Origin of the sequence: Amycolatopsis thermophila, from assembly GCF_030814215.1 — a bacterium.
GTDB classification, from domain to species: Bacteria; Actinomycetota; Actinomycetes; order Mycobacteriales; family Pseudonocardiaceae; genus Amycolatopsis_E; species Amycolatopsis_E thermophila.
Genome location: NZ_JAUSUT010000001.1, coordinates 778,740 through 798,169, shown reverse-complemented (window position 1 = coordinate 798,169; position 19,430 = coordinate 778,740). Strand labels below are relative to the sequence as shown.

The window sequence follows — 19,430 nt, the reverse complement described above, 5'->3', positions numbered from 1 at the left end:
TCGGGTACTCGCGCAGGGGAGCAGGATGCAGCCGAATCTGATCCCGGGGGAGGACTTCCAGCACCTGCTCGAAAAGCAGGTGCGGGAGATGCAGCAGAAGGCCGCGGCGCTGCAGGACGCGCTCGGCGAGGCGTCCGCGACCGTGCGGTCCAAGGACGGTTCGGTGACCGTGACGATCGCGCCGAACGGTGCGCTGCAACGCCTCGAACTCGGCCACCGCGCCTGCGATCTCGGGCCGGCGCGGCTCACTGCCGCGATCATGGAGGCCGTCCGGGAAGGCCAGCGGCAGGCCGCGCGGGCCGTGGCCGACTCGTTCACCGCGATCGCCGGCGAGGGCGAGTCCGCCGACGTGATCAAGAGTTTCCTGCCGCCGGTCGAGGACGAGCCGGAGGACTTCGCCGAGCCCGAGGCGGAAGCGACGCCGCCGCCCCCGCCGCCTCCGGTTCCGCCCGTGCAGCAGCGTCCGGCACCACGACGGCCGCGCCCGGCCGCTCCCGCGGATGACGACGACGAGATGAGGCCGTGGTGAGCGGTTCCGGTTTCGAGGTCGATTCGGCTCCTCTGGTGTCGTTCGGACAGCACCTCGACCAGTTGACGGAGAACCTGAAGGGCACGGCCGGGGTGGTCGGCGGGTGCGTCGGCGACATCGGCATCTTCGGGATGGTCGGGCAGATCTTCGGAGCCGGTGTGACGCTGTGGTGCGGCAAGGCCGAGGACCAGCTCAACAAGTACTCGGGCACGATCACCGAGTTCGCCGACAACGTGCGCGACGCGGCGAAGGCCTACGACGCGCACGATTCCGAGACCGCCGCCGGGCTGCTGGGGTTCAAGGCATGAGCGAGTACAAGCCCGGGGACGTCGGCCTGCACATGGCCGAGAAGTGGCAGACCGGCGCCGGGTTCTTCGACGCCGCGGTCAGCCTGAACGAGGCCGTCAAGGAGAACGACAAGGTCGCGGTCGGCATCGGCTCGGCCGGTCTGGCTCTGGAGACGCTCGGGCTCGCGCTCGACCCGATCGGCAGCCTGCTGACCGCGGGCATCGGGTGGCTGATCGAGCACATCTCCGTCTTGCGGTGGCCGCTGGACATCATGTGGGGCGACCCGGAGGGCATCCAGGCGGCCGAGGAAGCGGTCAAGGCCGAGAAGGCGAAGCTCGAGCAGTGGGCGCAGGACCACCAGACCAAGCTCGCAACGCTGATGGAGAGCTGGTCCGGGGAAGGCGCCGACCAGTTCCGCAAGAGCATGGAGGCGGTGACCGACCAGCTCAACGCGATCGGCGGTTACCTGGAGAACGCCGGGAAGTCGATGAAGGTCGCCGGTGGTCTGGTGGGCGCCTTCCGCGGCATCGCGCGCGACCTGATCGCCATGCTGCTGGCGACGATCATCAAGGGCGCGCTGATCGCGGCGGCGCTGGCGCCGGTGACGTTCGGGGCGTCCATCGCGTTCTTCATCGGCACGACGATCGGCATGGTGGCCACCGCGCTGGGCAAGATCGGCGCGAAGATCGCCGAGCTGACCAGGAAGCTGGTGGACCTGGGCGCGTCGCTGGCGAAGCTCGGCAAGGCCGGTGACGATCTCGCAGGCGCCAAGCCGCCGTCGGTGAAACCCGGTGCGAGCGGCCCCGCGCCGACGAACACCGGTGCGCCGGTGTCGGGTGGGCCGAAGTTGACCGAGCCGCCTGCGTCGGTGGTTGCTGGGCCGAGGCCTGCGGATGCGCCGGCGGTGTCGGGTGGGCCGAAGTTGACCGAGCCGCCTGCGTCGGTGGTTGCTGGGCCGAGGCCTGCGGATGCGCCGCCGGTGTCGGGTGGGCCGAAGTTGACCGAGCCGCCTGCGTCGGTGGTTGCTGGGCCGAGGCCTGCGGATGCGCCGCCGGTGTCGGGTGGGCCGAAGTTGACCGAGCCGCCTGCGTCGGTGGTTGCTGGGCCGAGGCCTGCGGATGCGCCGGCGGTGTCGGGTGGGCCGAAGCTGAACGAGCCGCCTGCGTCGGTGGTTGCTGGGCCGAGGCCTGCGGATGCGCCGCCGGTGTCGGCACCACCCAAGGTGGACGATGCTGTGACGACACAGTCCGCCCCGCCGAAGCCTGCGGACGCCCCGCCGGTCTCCCCGGTGCCCAAGCTCGACGAGCCCGCCGACCCGGCTCCGGGCACGCCGGTGCCGCCCCCGGCCGATCCGGCGCCCGGTTCGCCCAAGCCGACCGGTTCAACTCCGGCCCCGTCGAAGCCGGCCGATCCGGCGCCCGGCTCGCCCAAGCCCACGGACGACACCCCGGCTTCGCCGAAGCCCGCGGACCAGTCCCAGCCCGGCGGGCCGAAGCCCACGGACCAGGCGGGTCACGACCCCAAGACGCACCACCGGTTGTCCGAGCAGATGTCCCAGGCGATCAAGAACGAGCTGTCCAAAATCGAGGGCGTCACGCCCGAGACGCTGGCGAAGTTCGACAAGATCAGCAACTTCTCGGTCGCCCAGCTGGGCAAGCTGTTCGGCACGGAGGGCGCGGAGAAGTTCGAGCAGGCCATCAAGTTCATGACGGACCCGTGGTTCGGCTATCGCGGCCTGGCAGGCAAGACGATCATCGACATGATCAAGGGCGTCCCGACGAGCGTCGGCAACGTCACCGGCGGCGACGACGAGTGACCCGCGGGCTCCGCGCTCCGCACCCAGCGGAGCGCGGAGCCGCGGGCAGCTCGCGTTGGGTCTCCCGCGCAGCAAGCCCGCGGGCGTCAGCGTTTGGGCCAGTGCCACGCGGGCCGATCGAGCCTGCCCTGCCCGGCCAGTGTCGTGGCGCCGGCACTCTTCTCCAGTTCCAGCGTCGCGGCGTGCTCGGCGAGCGCCTGGACCAGGGGCTGCGCGTGCGAGACGACGACGATCTGCGCGCGCTGCGCCGCCTTCACGATCAGCGCGGCCAGTGCGGGCAGCAGGTCGGGGTGCAGGCTGGTTTCGGGTTCGTTCAGCACCAGCAGCTCCGGTGGACGCGGGCTCAGCAGCGCGGCCACCCACAGCAGGTAGCGCAGCGTCCCGTCCGACAGCTCGGCCGCGCCGAGCGGGCGCAGCAGCCCGTGCTGGTGGAACCGCAGGCGCAGCAGGCCGTCGACGCCGTCCACCTCGACCCGGGACCGCGGGAACGCGTCGGCGACCGCGGTCGCCAGCGCCTCGTCGTCGCCGGACTCCTGGATCGTCCGCAACGCCGCCGCCAGGTCACCGCCGTCGTGGTCGAGCACCGGGGTGCGGGTGCCGACGCGGTCCTGCCGCGCGGGCGCGCCGGGGTCGGTGCGGAACTGGTCGTAGAACCGCCACGACCGCAACCGTTCCCGCACGATCATCAGCTCCGGGCAGGCGCGGGGGTCGGCCAGCTCGCTCAGCACGCTGTCGGTCAGCCCGATGCGCGAACTCGCCGTCCACGCACCGGAGTCGTCGCGGACCCGGACGGCCGGGCCCGCGCGGTCGGCGAGCAACGTCGCCGGCCGCAGGACCGGACCGCGCCACAGGCATTCCCGCTTGTACTCCGGGTCGAGGTCGAACATCGACTCACCGGGCACCGGCAGTCCGAAGTCGAGCGCGTACCCGAACTCGTCGCCGCCGAATCCGAGCCGCAACCCGACCGGCTTCGTCCGCACCGTTCCCCGCACGGTCCCGTGTTTGCCCACCGCCTCCGGCCCGGCCCACAACGTCGAGGGCAGCCCGCCTTCCCGGGCCAGTGCGGCGACCGCGCCGTTGCGGCCGGCGTCGGCCAGCAGGCGCAGTGCCCGGTACAGGTTGGACTTCCCGGAGCCGTTGACGCCGGTGACGACGGTCAGCCGCGACAACGGCAGCACGAGATCCCGCAGCGAGCGGTAGTTCTCGACGGCGAGCGTGGTCAGCACGCGCCCGACGCTACCGGCGCGCTACGACAGTTTCCGGTCGCGCACGTGCTCCGGGACCGGTGCGCCCGCGGGCACGTAGGTGGCCGGGACCGGGGTGCCCAGGGTGGTCTGGACCGGCACGACCCCGGCCCAGATGTGGTGGCTGTCCATGTCCTCGGGCTCGTCGACGGGCTCGCCCGCCCGGATCTTCACCGACGCCTCGGCCAGGTCCAGTGCGAGCACCGAGACCGCCGCGCGTTCCTTCGCGGTGACCGCGCGGGCGTGATCCCACGAGCCCGGTGTCAGGTGCTCGGTCACCACGTACAACCCGTGCATCTTCTCGTCGCCCGTCACCAGCCGCGCCTTCCCGTGCACGACGGCGCTGCGGTAGTTCATCGAGTGGTTGTTGAGCGAGCGCGCGTAGACGAGCCCGTCGAGCAGGGTCACCGTGACGCAGACGTCGATGCCCTCCGCCGCCGCGCGGATGTTGCCCGCGCCGCTCGAACCGTGGAAGTACAAGGTGTCGCCGTCGCGGCCGTACCCGGTGGGCAGCACCACGGGCGATCCGTTCAGCACCAGCCCGAGGTGGCAGATCAGCGCCTCGTCGAGCACCTCGTACAGGCGCTCGCGATCGGTGGCCGCCCGGTCCCGCTTGCGGGTCAGGGTGCTGCGCGGGGTCGGCGAGAGTGTGCTCATGCGTCCAGGGTGCGGCGTATAGTGGACTTTCAATAGATCCACTTTTCCAGCAGTTCGAAAGGCCACTTTCCGTGTCGCAGTCCGCCACCGCGCTGCCCGTCACCCTCGACCGCGAGGCCGCGACCCCGCTGGCCGTGCAGCTCGCCGACGCCCTGCGCGACGCGGCCGCGACCGGGCACCTGCGCGGCGGCGACCGCCTGCCGTCCACCCGCGCGCTGGCCGCCCGGCTCGGCGTGAGCCGCACCGTGACCTCGGCCGCGTACGAACAGCTGCACGCGGAAGGCTGGATCACCGGGCGCCACGGATCCGGTACCTACGTCACCACTTCACCACCCAGCGACCGGCCCGTCCACCGGGTCGTCCCAGGGGAGGCCGCCGAACCGGACGAGCTGCTCGACCTCACCCCGGGCACGCCGTGGGCGGAGGGCATCGACCGGGCCGCGTGGCGCCGGGCGTGGCGCGCGGCCGCCGACACCGCGCCGCTGACCCGCGCCCACCGCGCGGGCCTGCCGGAGTACCGGTCCGCGATCGCCGAACACCTGCTGCGGCACCGCGGTCTGGCGGTCGGTACCGACTCGGTCCTGGCCACCGGCGGCACCACCGCCGCGGTGCTCGAACTGGCCGGGGCGGTGTTCCGGCCCGGGGACACCGTCGCCGTGGAGGAACCGGGCTACCAGCGCGCGGTGGAGGCGTTCCTGAGCGCGGGGCTGACGGTGGTCGGCGTGCCGGTCGACGGCGAGGGCCTGGTCACCGAGGCCATTCCGCCCGGCGTGCGCGGGATCTACTGCTCGCCCGCGCACCAGTACCCGATGGGATCCCGGCTGAACGCCGCCCGCCGGGTCGGGCTCGTCGAGCGGGCGCGGGCGGAGAACATGCTCATCATCGAGGACGACTACGACGGTGAGCTGCGGTTCGACGTCGCCCCGCTGCCGCTGCTCGCCGCGCTCGCCCCCGACGTCGTGGTGCACCTGGGCACCACCAGCAAGATCCTCACCCCGACCCTCGGCGCGGGCTGGATGGTCGCGCCCGGGGCGGTCACCTCCACGGTCCTGGCCTACCGCGATCGCACCGGAACCCGGCCGTCCCCGGCTGGCCAGCGCGTCCTGATCGAGCTGGCGCGGCACGGCGACCTGGGCCGTCACCTGCGGAAACTGCGCCGCGAGCTGTCCGACCGGCGGGTGATGCTCGTCTCCGCCCTGCGCGGGGCCGGCATCCCGGTGCTCGGCGACGACGCGGGCGCGCACCTGGTCGTGCCGTTCCCCACCGCGGAGGCCGAGCGGGAGCGCGTCGCCGCCGGGCGGGTGCGCGGGATCCGCCTCGACGGCCTGGCCCGGCACTTCGCCGGCACGCCGACGGCGTTCGGCGCCGCGATCGGGTACGCCGGCTGTTCGCGCGCGGCCCTGGCCGGTGCGCTGGACACGCTGGTGGGCTTACTGCGCTGATCTCAACGGGGCAAGAGCCCGGTAGGGTGACGGCCCATGAGGAAGACGCGGGTGGCCGTGGTGTTCGGCGGCCGGAGCACCGAGCACACGATCTCGTGCCTGTCGGCCGGCAGCGTGCTGGCGCACCTGGACCGTGAGCGGTTCGAGGTCGTGCCGATCGGGATCACCCGCGAGGGCGGCTGGGTGCTGGGCACCGCCGACCCGACGGCGCTCGCGATCCGGGACCGGCAGCTGCCCTCGGTCGAGGGCGGGCAGTCGCTCGTGCTCGCCGGCGACCCGACGCGGCGCGAGCTGGTCGTCACCGAGCCCGGTGCCGAGGCGCTCGATGGGGTCGACGTCGTGTTCCCCGTGCTGCACGGTGCGTTCGGTGAGGACGGGACGCTGCAGGGCCTGCTCGAGCTGGCCGGGATCCCGTACGTGGGCCCGGGCGTGCTGTCCAGCGCCGTCGCGATGGACAAGGGGTATGCGAAGAAACTTCTTGCCGCGGAAGGACTTCCGGTCGGCCGGTACGTCGAGCTGCGCCGTGGCCAGTCCACTCTGGACGCCGCGGACCGGGAGCGGCTCGGGCTGCCGGTGTTCGTGAAACCGTCGCGCGCCGGGTCGTCGATCGGCATCAGCAAGGTGACCGACTGGGCCGGCCTGGACGCCGCCATCGCCCTGGCGCGCGAGACCGACCCGAAGGTGCTCATCGAGGCCGCGGTGCCCGGCCGCGAGGTCGAGTGCGGCGTGCTGGAGTTCCCGGACGGCCGGGTCGAGGCCTCGCTGCCGGCCGAGGTGCGCGTCCTCTCCGACGACGAGTCCGCCTGGTACGACTTCGAGACGAAGTACATCGGCGAGGACGCCGAGCTGGACATACCGGCCAAGCTGGACGACGTGGTGACCGAGCGGCTGCGCGCGCACGCGGTGAAGGCGTTCCAGGCGCTGGACTGCCAGGGCCTGGCCCGCGTGGACTTCTTCGTGGGCCCGAACGGCGAGCTGACGGTCAACGAGGTCAACACGATGCCCGGCTTCACGGCGACGTCGGCCTACCCCAAGATGTGGCAGGTCACGGGCGTCGATTACCGCACGTTGCTGACGACGCTGATCGACACCGCGCTCGCGCGGGGCACCGGGCTGCGCTAGAACCGCAGCGGTACCGGGTCGAGCGTCGCCGCGATGGTGTCCGAGATCTGCTGCAGCGGGCCCGTGCCGGAGGTGTCGGGCACCGTCAGCGCGATGTAGACGGCCCGGTCGACCACGTACCAGGTCGAGGCGCCCGGGCCTTCGACCGGCAGCCACTGCACCCCGCTGACCACGCGCAACTGGCTGGTCGGCGTCAGCTCCGGCGGTTTGCCCAGCCCGCAGCGCAACACGATCGAGTCCGGGCTGCCCCACGCCACGGTCGCCTCCGGGGCGGGTTCGGCGATCGTGCGGCGGGGCAGCGGCGTGCCCTTCGAGTTCAGCTCCGCGGGCATCGCCGGGATCAGCTTCGCGCACTCCGGCGAGCCGGCCTGCGGCGCGTCCACCGGTACCAGCGCGAGCGGGCCCTCCTCGTTGCCGGAGTCGCGCGTGGTCAGCCCGATGACCGCCACCACGGCCGCCAGCGCGACGACCAGCACGGCCGCGACCACGAGCAGGACCCGGGGCGGTGCCCCGGTGTCGGTGTCCGGCATCGGCTACAGGTGGACCACGGGGCAGGTGAGCGTGCGGGTGATGCCCTCGACGCCCTGCACCTTCGCGACCACGAGCTGCCCGAGGGTGTCGACGTTGTCGGCCTCGGCGCGCACGATCACGTCGTAGGGCCCCGTGACATCCTCGGAGCTGGTGACCCCGGGGATGCCGGCGATCTCCGCGGCGACCGCGGCGGCCTTGCCGACTTCGGTCTGGATGAGGATGTATGCGTGGACCACGGCGCGCCCCTTCGTCTCCGGCGTCGAACTCAAGGTAGGAACGTGGTCAGAACCTACCGCACGGACGACGAATCTAGGTCATCCGACTATCGAGCGACCGAGGTGATGCATGTCGAGCAACCAGGCATCCGATGCGGGCACGGTCGCCGGAATGGGTGAGTTCGGCCTGATCCGCGCCGTGACCGCGAACCGGAGCCAGCCGCCGGGCACGCTCCTCGGCCCCGGCGACGACGCCGCCGTCGTCGCCGCGCCGGACCGGCGGGTCGTCGCCACCACCGACGTCCTCGTGCAGGGCGTGCACTTCCGGCTGGACTGGTCCACTCCGGACCAGGTCGGGCGCAAGGCGGTGGCGGAGAACTTCGCCGACGTGGCCGCGATGGGCGCGGTTCCCACGGCCGTGCTCGTCGGGCTCGCCTGCCCGCCGGACACCCCCGCCAGCGTCGTGTCCGAGCTGACCGACGGCATGTGGGCCGAGGCGCAGCGGGCCGGCGCCGGCGTGGTCGGCGGCGACATGGTGCGCGCCGACCAGCTGGTGGTGAGCATCACGGCGCTGGGTGACCTGCAAGGCCGGGCGCCGGTCACCCGGTCCGGCGCGCGGCCCGGCGACATCGTCGCGGTGTCCGGACGGCTGGGCTGGGCGGCGGCGGGTCTGGCCACGCTCGGCCGCGGGTTCCGGTCGCCGGTCGCGGTCGTGAACGCGCAGCGCGCGCCCGAACCCGACTACCCGGCCGGGCCGGCGGCCGCGCGGGCCGGCGCGACCGCGATGATCGACGTGTCGGACGGCCTGCTGGCCGACCTCGGGCACATCGCCGAGGCGTCCGGCGTGGGCATCGACGTGCGGACCGAGCAGCTGGAGATCGACCGGAAACTCGTCGACGTCGGCACCGCGCTGGGCGCGGACCCGCTGACCTGGGTGCTGACCGGCGGGGAGGACCACGCGCTGGTCGCGACGTTCCCGTCGTTCGCCGACCTGCCGGCGGGGTGGCGCCGGATCGGGGCCGTGACCGTGGCCGATTCCGGCGTGACCGTGGACGGTGAGCAGTACCACGGCGAAACCGGCTGGGAGCACTGGCGGTGATCCCTCTAACGTAGGTCGGCGTGGACCTTCGCGTGGTGCCGTACGACGACCCGGACGCGGTCAAGCTGATCGACGGCGTGCAGCAGGAGTACGTCGCGCGGTACGGCGAGGAGGACATCACGCCGGTCGAGCCGTCCGAGTTCGCGCCGCCGCTCGGGCTGTTCGTGGTCGGCTACCTCGACGGCGAGCCGGTCGCCTGCGGTGGCTGGCGGGTGCGGGGTGCGGACGAGGCCGAGCTGAAGCGGATGTACGTCGTGGACGCCGCGCGCGGCCGGGGTTTCGCGCGGGCGGTGCTGGCGGAGCTGGAGCGGACGGCGCTGGCGGCCGGGCGGAAGCGGCTGGTGCTGGAGACCGGGCTGAAGCAGCCGGAGGCGCTCGCGTTGTACCGGTCTGCGGGGTACGCGGATGTCGCCGCGTACGGCGTCTACCGGGACGATCCGCTGTCGGTGTACCTGGGCAAGGACTTGGAGGACGTTCGTGGCGATCTACGCGCTCGGTGAGCTGACCCCGTCGATCCACCCGACCGCGTTCGTGCACCCGGACGCCACGGTGATCGGCGACGTGCGGATCGGGCCGAACGCGTCGGTGTGGCCGCAGACCGTCCTGCGCGGCGACAACGGCTACATCGAGATCGGCGAGCGGTCCAACGTGCAGGACGGGTGCGTGCTCCACTGCACCGCCCAGGACCCGACGATCCTGGGCCCGTCGTCGGCGATCGGGCACGCGGTGCACGTCGAGGGCGCCCGCATCGGCACCGGGTGCCTCATCGCGTCCGGATCGGTGGTGCTGAACGGGAGCGTGATCGAGGACGGCGCGATGGTCGGCGCCGGGGCGGTGCTGTCCTACTCGTCGCACGTCCCGTCGGGGCACATCGCGCTCGGCGTGCCGGCCAAGGTGCGGGAGAACAAGTCCTTCGGGCCGGAGAAGATCCAGCGCGTGGTGGACGGCTACGTCGAGCGGGCGCAGTGGTTCCGCGGCGCCCTGCGACGGCTGGACTAGGGCAGCTTCCAGTCCACCGGTTCGGCGCCCTGCCGCCGCAGCAGCTCGTTGGCCCGGCTGAAGGGCCGCGAGCCGAAGAAGCCGTTGCGGGCGGACAGCGGGCTGGGGTGCACGGACTCGATGCACGGCACCCCGCCGAGCAGCGGTTTCAGGCTGCGCGCGTTGCTGCCCCACAGGATCGCGACCATCGGCTTGCCGCGGGCGGCCAGCGCGCGGATCGCCTGCTCGGTGACCTCTTCCCAGCCCTTGCCCTTGTGCGAGTTGGGCGCCCCGGGCCGCACGGTCAGCGACCTGTTGAGCAGCAGCACCCCCTGCTGGGTCCACGGCGTCAGGTCACCGTTGGACGGCGCCGGGTGGCCGAGGTCGTCGCAGTACTCCTGGTAGATGTTGATCAGGCTCTTCGGCAGCGGCCGGACGTCCGGCGCGACGGCGAAGCACAGGCCGATCGGGTGGCCGGGCGTCGGGTACGGGTCCTGGCCGACGATGAGCACCTTGACGTCGTCGAAGGGCTGCTGGAACGCCCGCAGCACGTGCTCGCCCGCCGGGAGGTACTTGCGCCCCGCGGCGATCTCGGCGCGCAGGAACTCACCCATCGCGGCGATCCGGTCCGCGACCGGGTCCAGCGCTTTGGCCCAGCCTGCTTCGACGACTTCGTGCAACGGTTTCGCAGCCACGGCGGCGTACTCTAGCGCGGCGCCGGGGGTCCAGGGGGCTTGCCCCTGGTGGGGGTTCGGGGGTGCGATCCCCGAAGGACTCGGAGGCGCGAAAAAACGGCGAGCGCTCTCTGTGAGCACTCGCCGTCCTGGGCTTCGCGCCTCAGCCGCGAACGACCTTGCCGGCCTTCAGGCACGAGGTGCAGACGTTCAGCCGCTTACGCTGGGACACGCCGATCTTGGCGTGCACGGTCTGGATGTTCGGGTTCCAGCGGCGGTTGGTACGCCGGTGGGAGTGCGAGACGGACTTGCCGAAGCCCGGTCCCTTGCCACAGACGTCGCACACGGCAGCCACGTCGAACTCCTTTGACGATCAGGGAAGACAACAGACCCAGCAGCGCTGGGCAACTCGACCATAGTAAACGACGGTCCTTCGCCGTCCGGCGACCGGGTCGCTACCCTGGCCTGACCAGGGAGGAGGTCGGCGGTGCGGGCTCTGGACGAGCATGCCATCTCAGCGTGGGCGGCCGCCTGCGCGCACAGCCTCGAGGTGCTGTGCCCGGCGATCAACGGCATCAACGTCTACCCGGTCGCCGACTCCGACACCGGCTCCAACCTGCTGCACACCATGTCCGGCGCACAGGCCCGCCTGGCGGCCGAGCCCGGCGACTCGGCCGCCGCGGCCCTCGCCGTCCTCGCCCGCGGCGCCGTCCTGGCCGCTCGCGGCAACTCCGGCGTCATCCTCTCGCAGGTCCTGCGCGGACTCGCCGAATCCGCCGCCGAAGCCCCCGAACTGGACGGGCCGGCGTTGGCGAAAGCCCTGGCCAACGCCCACCGCGCGGCCACCGACGCCGTGGCCCGCCCGGTCCAGGGCACGATGCTCAGCGTGCTGCAGGCCGTCGCGAACGCGGTCGGCACGCAGCCGGGCGAGCTGTCCGACGTCGTGGAACTCGCCGCGAAGGCCGCTTCCGAAGCCCTCGCGCACACCCCGCACCAGCTGCCCGTCCTCGCCTCGGCCGGGGTGGTCGACGCCGGCGCACGCGGCCTGGTCGCGGTGTTCGACGCACTGGCCGGCGTGGTCATGGGCACCGAGACCCAGATCCCGCACTCCTGCGAGGCGCGCCGCGACCCCGAGCCCGAGGAGAAGGCGCCGTACGCCTGGGAGGTCATGTACCTGCTGGACGGTGTCGCCGACGAGGACGTCCCGGAGCTGCGGCGCGCGCTGTCCGGCCTCGGCGACAGCGTCACGGTGGCCGGGGACGGCGCCGGGGGACACGCGGTCCACGTGCACTGCGCGGACATCGGCGGGGCGATCGAGGCCGGTCTCCGCGCCGGCACGCCCAGCAACATCCGCGTCGAACCCCTGGTCACGCCGACGCCGATCGAGCCGCCCTCCGGCCCGGACCGCGCGGTGGTCGCCGTCGTGCACGGTGAGGAGCTGGCCGCGCTCCTGCGCGACGAGGGCTTCGCGGTGCTCGCGGTGCCCGACCACGCCACCCCGAGCGTCGAGGAGATGCTCGGCCTGATCACCGAGCAGGCGGCCGGGCACATCACGGTCCTCGCCGGCGGCGCGAGCCTGACCAGGGCCGCCGACGACGCCGCGGGCCACCCGATGATCGGCGACCGGGACGTCGTGGTCATCCCGTGCGCCTCCCCGGTCCAGGTGCTGTCCGCGCTGGCCGTGCACGACGCCGGGCGCCGGGCGAACGACGACGTCGTGGCCATGGCCGAGGCGGCCGCGGCGACGCGGCGGGGCGAGCTCGTGGTGGCCGCCGAGGAGTCGATAACCTGGGTGGGACGGGCCCACGCCGGTGACCTGATCGGCTTCGTCGACGGCGAGGTCGTGCTCGTCGAACCGGCCGGAGCCGAGCCCGCCGACGCCGCGATGGGCGTGCTGAACCGGATGCTGGCGGTCGGCGGCGAGCTGGTCACCGTGCTGACCGGCACCGCAGCACCGGAGGGCCTGACCGGCGAGTTGCGGGAACGGTTGCGGTCCGAGCGACCGGAGGTGGAGTTCGTGGATTACCCCGGCGGGCAGGCCGACGCCGTGCTGCTGATCGGTGTGGAGTGAACGCGTGACCGGACTGCGTGACAAGCTGCCCCCGCTGCTGGGCGCCAGGACCGCGAAGGCGCTCGCCGAGTCGCTGGACATCCACACGGTCGCCGACCTGCTGCGGCACTACCCGCGCCGCTACGCCGAGCGCGGCGAGCTGACCGACATCGCCGGGCTGGAGATCGGCGAGCACGCGACCGTGATGGCGCGCGTGGAGAAGGTCAACATGCGCCGCATGCGCAACAAGCCGGGGCACATCCTGGAGCTGGTCATCACCGACGGCCACCGCCGGCTCTCGTGCGCGTTCTTCGGCCGCCCGCACCAGCACGAGCGCCAGCTGCGGCTGGGCCGCACCGGGTTGTTCGCGGGCAAGGTCACCGCGTTCCGCAACACGCTGCAGCTCGCGAACCCCGAGTACCAGATGCTCGACGGCGACGACGACAGCGCGATGGACGACTTCGTCGGCGCGATCATCCCGGTCTACCCGGCCGCCGCCGGGATGCCGTCGTGGTCCATCGCGCGGTGCGTGCGCCAGGTGCTCGACACGCTGGAGCGGGAAGAAGACCCGATGCCGCGCGAGTTCCTCGAGCGGTACCGCCTCATGGACCTGTTCGACGCGCTGCACAACATCCACCGCCCGAAGGACCACGCCGCGCGCGAAGCCGCGGAAAAGCGTCTCAAGTGGGACGAGGCGATGGCGGTGCAGCTGATCTTCGCGCAGCGCCGGTTCTCCGCGGTGTCGCGGCCCGCGCCGGCGTGCGCACGCACGAAGGACGGCCTGCTGGACGCGTTCGACCAGCGGCTGCCGTTCGAGCTGACCGAGGGCCAGCGCGCGGTCGGCGAGGACATCGCCGCAGACCTGTCGGGCGAGCACCCGATGAACCGGTTGCTGCAGGGCGAGGTCGGCAGCGGCAAGACCGTCGTGGCGCTGCGCGCGATGCTCCAGGTGGTCGACTCCGGCCGCCAGGCCGCGATGCTCGCGCCCACCGAGGTCCTCGCCGCGCAGCACGCCCGGTCGCTGCGGGAGATGCTCGGCGACCTCGGCCGGGCGGGGGAGCTGGGCGCGGCGGAGAACGCGACCAAGGTGACGCTGCTGACCGGGTCGATGTCGGCGAAGGAACGCAAGCAGGCGCTGCTGGACACCGCGAGCGGCGCCGCCGGGATCGTCGTCGGCACCCACGCGCTGATCCAGGACACGGTGTCCTTCGCCGATCTCGGTCTCGTGGTGGTCGACGAGCAGCACCGGTTCGGCGTCGAGCAGCGGGACGCGCTGCGCTCGCGCGCGGCGAACGGCGGCAGCCCGCACGTGCTGGTGATGACCGCGACGCCGATCCCGCGCACGGTCGCGATGACCGTGTACGGCGACCTGGAGACGTCGGCGCTGCGGCACATGCCGGTCGGCCGCTCGCCGATCAAGACCAGCGTCGTGCCGGCCGCGGAGAAGCCGGCGTGGCTGGACCGCGCGTGGGAACGGGTGGTCGAGGAGGTCCGCAAAGGACACCAGGCCTACGTCGTGTGCCCGCGGATCGGGGACGAGCCGGCGTCGAACAACAGCGACAAACGCCCGCCGCTGGCGGTGCTCGACGTCGCCGCGGATCTGGAGCACGGGCCGTTGTCCGAGCTGCGGATCGGGATCCTGCACGGCCGGATGCCCGCCGACGAGAAGGACGCGGTGATGCGGGCGTTCGCCGCGGGCGATCTGGACGTGCTGGTGGCGACCACGGTGATCGAGGTCGGCGTCAACGTTCCGAACGCGACGATGATGGTGATCATGGACGCCGACCGGTTCGGCGTCAGCCAGCTGCACCAGCTGCGCGGCCGGGTGGGCCGGGGGAGCGTGCCGGGGTTGTGCCTGCTGGTCACCGAGACGCTGGACGGCACCGCGACGCGGGACCGGCTGGCGGCGGTGGAGTCCACAACGGACGGCTTCGAACTGTCCCGGCTGGACCTGGAACTGCGGCGCGAGGGCGACATCCTGGGCGCGGCGCAGTCGGGCAAGCGGTCGGGGCTGAAGTTGCTGTCGCTGCTGCGCGACGAGGACGTGATCGCCCAGGCGCGGGAGCGGGCGCAGGAGATCGTGGGCGGGGATCCGGCGCTGGAGCGGCATCCGGGGCTGGCGCACATGGTCTCCGACCTGGTCGACGCCGACCGCGCGGAGTACCTCGAAAAGACCTGACGCACGATCGGGCGACGCTTCGAGTTGTGCGCCGTCGGTGACCGGGCAACGCTGGGGCGTGCTCAAGTCTGGAATGCGCGCGGTCATCGGTTCGGCACTCCTCGTCCTCGCCGCCACGGCACCGGTTTCGGCCGCGCCCCGTGCGCAGCAGAACCCGCCGAGCTGGGCCCTGGACCGGATCGACCAGCGCGGCAACGCCGCCGATCAGACGTACCACTACGACAGCACCGGCGAGGGCGTCACGGTGTACGTGATCGACACCGGTGTCGACCCGGCGGTGCCGGACCTGGCCGGGCGGGTCGACCCGGGCCGCAACCTGGTGGACGGCACCGACAACGCGGCCGACGGCAACGGCGACGGCACGCGGATGGCGGACCTCGTGGCCGGCACGGAGTTCGGCGTCGCGAAGGCCGCGCGGATCGTGCCGGTCAAGGTGCTCGACGACGCCGGCAACGGGCGCCTCAACAACATCATCTCCGGCATCGACTGGGTCACCCGGAGCGCGAAGCAGCCCGCGGTCGCGGTGATCGGTTTCGGCGGCCCGGCCTCGGACGGCCTGGACGACGCGGTGCGCCGGCTGATCGGGGTGATGCCGGTGGTCGCGGCGGCGGGGTGGTCGGGAGTGGACTCGTCGTTCTCCTCACCCGCGCGCATCCCGGAGGTGCTGACCGTCGGCGCGGTCGACAGGACGGACGCCTTCGCGCCGAAGTCGAACTCCGGTCTCGGGGTCGACCTGCTCGCACCCGGTGTGGACGTGCCGTCCGCGGCGCCCGGCAGCACCGCGGCGACGCCGTTCTCGGGCACCTCGGTGGCCGCCGCGCTCACCGCGGGCGCCGCCGCGCTCTACCGCGCCCAGCACCCGGACGCGACGCCCGCGCAGGTGGTGGACGCGTTGATCAACAACGCGACGCCGGACAAGCTGACCGGCGTGCCCCAGGGGACCCCGAACCGCCTGCTCTACACGCTGTTCGACGGGTCGGTACCGAACAGTTGAATTACCCCGTACCTTCGTGCGGTATGCGCACGTCCCGGATGATGCCCATCACCCGGGACTGAACTCCCGGTGAGCGGGATCGGCAAGGTAACGTCACAGCACTACCGATCCGATTCACAGGGAAGGACCGGGCATGTTTCGCAAGGTGCTGGTCGCCAACCGCGGCGAGATCGCCATCCGGGCGTTCCGCGCCGGTTACGAGCTGGGCGCGGGCACAGTGGCGGTGTTCCCCCACGAGGACCGCAACTCGCTGCACCGGCTGAAGGCCGACGAAGCCTACGAGATCGGCGAGCCGGGACACCCGGTGCGCGCCTACCTCGACGTCGAGGAGATCGTCGCCGCCGCGCGCAAGGCCGGTGCCGACGCGGTCTACCCCGGTTACGGATTCCTGTCCGAGAACCCGGACCTCGCGCGCGCGTGCGAGGAGGCCGGCATCACGTTCGTCGGCCCGAGCGCGGAAATCCTGGAACTGACCGGCAACAAGGCGCGCGCCGTGGCGGCCGCCCGCGAGGCCGGCGTCCCGGTGCTCGGCTCGTCCCAGCCGTCGACCGACCTCGACGAGCTGACCGCCGCCGCCGACGAAGTCGGCTTCCCGGTGTTCGTCAAGGCCGTCGCGGGCGGTGGCGGCCGCGGGATGCGCCGGGTCAACGATCCCGCGCACCTGCGCGAGTCGATCGAAGCCGCGATGCGCGAAGCCGAATCGGCGTTCGGCGACCCGACCGTGTTCCTCGAAAAGGCCGTCGTCGACCCGCGCCACATCGAGGTGCAGATCCTCGCCGACGGCGCGGGCAACGTCATCCACCTGTTCGAGCGCGACTGCTCCGTGCAGCGGCGGCACCAGAAGGTCATCGAACTGGCGCCGGCGCCGAACCTGGACCCCGAGCTGCGCGACCGCATCTGCAACGACGCCGTCGCGTTCGCCCGCACGATCGGCTACCGCAACGCCGGCACCGTCGAGTTCCTGCTCGACAAGGACGGCAACCACGTCTTCATCGAGATGAACCCGCGCATCCAGGTCGAGCACACGGTGACCGAGGAGGTCACCGACGTCGACCTGGTGCAGTCGCAGCTGCGCATCGCCTCCGGCGAGACGCTCGCGGACCTGGGCCTGTCGCAGGAGAAGGTCTACCTGCGTGGCGCGGCGATGCAGTGCCGCATCACCACCGAGGACCCGGCCAACGGGTTCCGCCCGGACACCGGCATGATCAGCGCCTACCGCTCGCCCGGCGGCTCGGGCATCCGCCTGGACGGCGGCACCGCGTTCGCCGGCACCGAGATCAGCGCGCACTTCGACTCGATGCTGGTGAAGCTCACCTGCCGCGGCCGCGACTTCAAGACCGCGGTGGGCCGCGCCCGCCGTGCCCTCGCGGAGTTCCGCATCCGCGGTGTCTCCACGAACATCCCGTTCCTGCAGGCCGTGCTGGACGACCCGGACTTCGCCGCCGGGCGCATCACCACCTCGTTCATCGAGGAGCGGCCGCACTTGCTCACCGCGCGGCACTCCGCCGACCGCGGTACGCGTCTGCTCACCTACCTCGCCGATGTCACGGTCAACAAACCGCACGGTGAGCGTCCGCGCCTGATCGACCCGACGACGAAGCTGCCGGAGCTGCCCGCGGGCGAGCCGGCGGCCGGCTCGAAGCAGAAGCTGACCGAGCTGGGCCCGGAGGGGTTCGCGCGGTGGCTGCGCGAGTCGCCGACGCTGGGCGTCACCGACACGACGTTCCGCGACGCGCACCAGTCGCTGCTCGCCACCCGCGTCCGCACCAAGGACCTGCTCGCGGTCGCGCCGGTCGTGGCGCACACGCTGCCCCAGCTGCTGTCCCTGGAGTGCTGGGGCGGCGCGACCTACGACGTCGCGCTGCGGTTCCTCGCCGAGGACCCGTGGGAGCGGCTGGCGAAGCTGCGCGAGGCGGTGCCGAACATCTGCCTGCAGATGCTGCTGCGCGGGCGGAACACGGTCGGCTACACGCCCTACCCGACCGAGGTGACCAACGCCTTCGTCGAGGAGGCCACCAACACCGGGATCGACATCTTCCGCATCTTCGACGCCCTCAACGACGTCGAGCAGATGCGCCCGGCGATCGAGGCCGTCCGCGAGACCGGCAAGGCCGTCGCCGAGGTCGCCCTGTGCTACACCTCGGACCTGTCGGATCCGGGCGAGAAGCTGTACACGCTGGACTACTACCTCAAGCTGGCCGAGCAGATCGTCGGCGCCGGTGCGCACGTCCTGGCGATCAAGGACATGGCGGGCCTGCTGCGCGCGCCGGCCGCGGAGAAGCTGGTTTCCGCGCTGCGCAAGGAGTTCGACCTCCCGGTCCACATCCACACCCACGACACCGCGGGCGGCCAGCTGGGCACCTACCTCGCGGCGATCAACGCGGGGGCGGACGCGGTGGACGGCGCGGTCGCGTCGATGGCCGGGACCACCTCGCAGCCGTCGCTGTCGGCGATCGTCGCGGCGACCGACCACTCGGCGCGGCCGTCCGGGCTGAGCCTGCGGGCGGTCGGGGACCTCGAGCCGTACTGGGAGATCGTGCGCAAGATCTACGCGCCGTTCGAGGCCGGACTGGCCTCGCCGACCGGCCGCGTGTACGAGCACGAGATCCCCGGCGGCCAGCTGTCCAACCTGCGCACGCAGGCCAAGGCGCTCGGCCTGGGCGACCGCTTCGAGGAGATCGAGGCGATGTACGCCGCGGCGGACCGGATCCTCGGCCACCTGGTCAAGGTCACGCCCTCGTCCAAGGTGGTCGGTGACCTCGCGCTGCACCTCGTCGGCGCCGGGGTGGAGCCGGAGAAGTTCGAGGCCGAGCCGAACCGCTACGACATCCCGGACTCGGTGATCGGCTTCCTGCGCGGCGAGCTCGGCGACCCGCCCGGCGGCTGGCCGGAACCGTTCCGCACCAAGGCGCTCGAGGGCCGCGCGGAGCCGAAGCCGGTCGCGGAGCTGTCCGACGAGGACCGGGCGGGGCTGGCGAACGACCGCCGCGCCACGCTGAACCGGCTGCTGTTCCCCGGGCCCACCAAGGAGTTCGAGGAGCACCGCCGTGCCTACGGCGACACCAGCGTGCTGCCCAGCAAGGACTTCTTCTACGGTCTGCGCCCGGGCGAGGAGTACGCGGTCGACCTGGAGCCCGGTGTGCGGCTGCTGTTCGAGCTCGAGGCGGTCGGCGAGGCCGACGAGCGCGGCATGCGGACGGTCATGTCCACCCTGAACGGCCAGCTGCGGCCGATCCAGGTGCGCGACCGGTCGGTGGCCGCGGACCTGCCGGCGGCCGAGAAGGCCGACAAGTCCAACCCGAAGCACATCGCGGCGCCGTTCGCCGGTGTGGTGACGCTGTCGGTGGCCGAGGGCGACCAGGTCGAGGCCGGCGCCACGGTCGCCACGATCGAGGCGATGAAGATGGAGGCCGCGATCACCGCGTCGGAGTCCGGCACGGTCGGCAGGCTGGCGATCAACTCGGTGCAGCAGGTCGAGGGCGGCGACCTGCTCATCGTGCTGGAGTAGATCGCGTGCGGTCCGCGGGCCGTCGCTAGGGTCGGTGCCGCGCCGATCCAGGTGGTGCCGCAGTGGCAAGGGCCCGGACACCCCGGGCGGGCGAACTGCCCGCG

Annotated in this window: 18 protein-coding genes; 12 read left to right on the top strand and 6 right to left on the bottom strand. The window is 72.4% G+C overall.

All coding sequences use genetic code 11. From position 1 onward, the window contains the following. The first annotated feature begins 25 nt into the window (after nt 1–25). From FB470_RS03980 to FB470_RS03970, 3 genes are read left to right on the top strand one after another with little or no spacing between them, the layout of a single operon-like run. Nucleotides 26–529, top strand: a complete 504-nt coding sequence (locus FB470_RS03980) for a YbaB/EbfC family nucleoid-associated protein (RefSeq protein WP_306988820.1) — start codon at nt 26–28, stop codon at nt 527–529. After that, the gene (locus tag FB470_RS03975; protein ID WP_306988819.1) at nt 526–837 is read left to right on the top strand and encodes a type VII secretion target; all 312 of its coding nucleotides are present in this window, start codon (nt 526–528) and stop codon (nt 835–837) included. The genes FB470_RS03980 and FB470_RS03975 overlap by 4 nt, the downstream gene beginning before the upstream one ends. Further along, nucleotides 834–2,633 (top strand): WXG100 family type VII secretion target, encoded by a 1,800-nt coding sequence (locus FB470_RS03970; protein WP_306988818.1) that lies wholly within the window; start codon nt 834–836, stop codon nt 2,631–2,633. The genes FB470_RS03975 and FB470_RS03970 overlap by 4 nt, the downstream gene beginning before the upstream one ends. 86 nt (nt 2,634–2,719) lie before the next feature. Here FB470_RS03970 and FB470_RS03965 read toward each other — a convergent pair whose 3' ends face one another. Together FB470_RS03965 and FB470_RS03960 are read right to left on the bottom strand one after the other, a co-directional pair. Continuing rightward, a complete protein-coding gene (locus FB470_RS03965) occupies nt 2,720–3,859 on the bottom strand; it encodes an AAA family ATPase (protein WP_306988817.1) in 1,140 nt (379 codons plus the stop codon). 21 nt (nt 3,860–3,880) lie between these two features. Continuing rightward, a complete protein-coding gene (locus tag FB470_RS03960) occupies nt 3,881–4,534 on the bottom strand; it encodes a pyridoxamine 5'-phosphate oxidase family protein (protein ID WP_306988816.1) in 654 nt (217 codons plus the stop codon). A 71-nt stretch (nt 4,535–4,605) separates the two neighbouring features. On the opposite strand from FB470_RS03960, the gene pdxR reads away from it, so the two are divergent. Both pdxR and FB470_RS03950 read left to right on the top strand, forming a co-directional pair. After that, the gene (gene pdxR / locus FB470_RS03955) at nt 4,606–5,976 is read left to right on the top strand and encodes a MocR-like pyridoxine biosynthesis transcription factor PdxR (protein ID WP_306988815.1); all 1,371 of its coding nucleotides are present in this window, start codon (nt 4,606–4,608) and stop codon (nt 5,974–5,976) included. A 36-nt stretch (nt 5,977–6,012) separates the two neighbouring features. Further along, nucleotides 6,013–7,098, top strand: coding sequence for a D-alanine--D-alanine ligase family protein (locus tag FB470_RS03950; protein ID WP_306988814.1), 1,086 nt, complete (start codon nt 6,013–6,015; stop codon nt 7,096–7,098). Here the strand turns inward: FB470_RS03950 and FB470_RS03945 are convergent. Both FB470_RS03945 and FB470_RS03940 read right to left on the bottom strand, forming a co-directional pair. Further along, on the bottom strand, nt 7,095–7,628 hold the full coding sequence (locus FB470_RS03945; protein ID WP_306988813.1) for a DUF3515 domain-containing protein: 534 nt from the start codon (nt 7,626–7,628) through the stop codon (nt 7,095–7,097). The genes FB470_RS03950 and FB470_RS03945 overlap by 4 nt on opposite strands. Before the next feature lie 3 nt (nt 7,629–7,631). Further along, nucleotides 7,632–7,865, bottom strand: coding sequence for an Lrp/AsnC ligand binding domain-containing protein (locus tag FB470_RS03940; RefSeq protein ID WP_306988812.1), 234 nt, complete (start codon nt 7,863–7,865; stop codon nt 7,632–7,634). Between the two features lie 109 nt (nt 7,866–7,974). Between FB470_RS03940 and FB470_RS03935 the strand changes: the two genes are divergently transcribed. The 3 genes from FB470_RS03935 to FB470_RS03925 are packed head-to-tail and all read left to right on the top strand — an operon-like array spanning nt 7,975 to nt 9,942. After that, entirely contained in the window at nt 7,975–8,943 is a 969-nt protein-coding gene (locus tag FB470_RS03935) for a thiamine-phosphate kinase (protein WP_306988811.1), read from the top strand. A 20-nt stretch (nt 8,944–8,963) separates the two neighbouring features. Further along, nucleotides 8,964–9,443, top strand: coding sequence for a GNAT family N-acetyltransferase (locus FB470_RS03930; protein ID WP_306988809.1), 480 nt, complete (start codon nt 8,964–8,966; stop codon nt 9,441–9,443). Beyond that, on the top strand, nt 9,421–9,942 hold the full coding sequence (locus tag FB470_RS03925; protein ID WP_306988807.1) for a gamma carbonic anhydrase family protein: 522 nt from the start codon (nt 9,421–9,423) through the stop codon (nt 9,940–9,942). Before FB470_RS03930 ends, FB470_RS03925 begins: the two co-directional genes overlap by 23 nt. Here FB470_RS03925 and FB470_RS03920 read toward each other — a convergent pair. Further along, nucleotides 9,939–10,616, bottom strand: coding sequence for a uracil-DNA glycosylase (locus FB470_RS03920; RefSeq protein ID WP_306988806.1), 678 nt, complete (start codon nt 10,614–10,616; stop codon nt 9,939–9,941). The genes FB470_RS03925 and FB470_RS03920 overlap by 4 nt on opposite strands. A 142-nt stretch (nt 10,617–10,758) precedes the next feature. Then, nucleotides 10,759–10,950 (bottom strand): 50S ribosomal protein L28, encoded by a 192-nt coding sequence (gene rpmB / locus FB470_RS03915; protein WP_017987500.1) that lies wholly within the window; start codon nt 10,948–10,950, stop codon nt 10,759–10,761. Nucleotides 10,951–11,082: 132 nt separating this feature from the next. Between rpmB and FB470_RS03910 the strand changes: the two genes are divergently transcribed. The 4 genes from FB470_RS03910 (at nt 11,083) to FB470_RS03895 (ending at nt 19,326) form a co-directional block, all read left to right on the top strand. Beyond that, complete coding sequence (locus FB470_RS03910) at nt 11,083–12,666, top strand: DAK2 domain-containing protein (RefSeq protein ID WP_306988804.1); 1,584 nt, start codon at nt 11,083–11,085, stop codon at nt 12,664–12,666. Nucleotides 12,667–12,670: 4 nt separating this feature from the next. Continuing rightward, complete coding sequence (gene recG / locus FB470_RS03905) at nt 12,671–14,824, top strand: ATP-dependent DNA helicase RecG (protein ID WP_306988802.1); 2,154 nt, start codon at nt 12,671–12,673, stop codon at nt 14,822–14,824. A gap of 58 nt (nt 14,825–14,882) precedes the next feature. Then, the gene (locus FB470_RS03900; RefSeq protein WP_306988801.1) at nt 14,883–15,818 is read left to right on the top strand and encodes a S8 family peptidase; all 936 of its coding nucleotides are present in this window, start codon (nt 14,883–14,885) and stop codon (nt 15,816–15,818) included. Between the two features lie 133 nt (nt 15,819–15,951). After that, a complete protein-coding gene (locus FB470_RS03895; protein WP_306988800.1) occupies nt 15,952–19,326 on the top strand; it encodes a pyruvate carboxylase in 3,375 nt (1,124 codons plus the stop codon). The last annotated feature ends 104 nt before the right edge of the window (nt 19,327–19,430 follow it).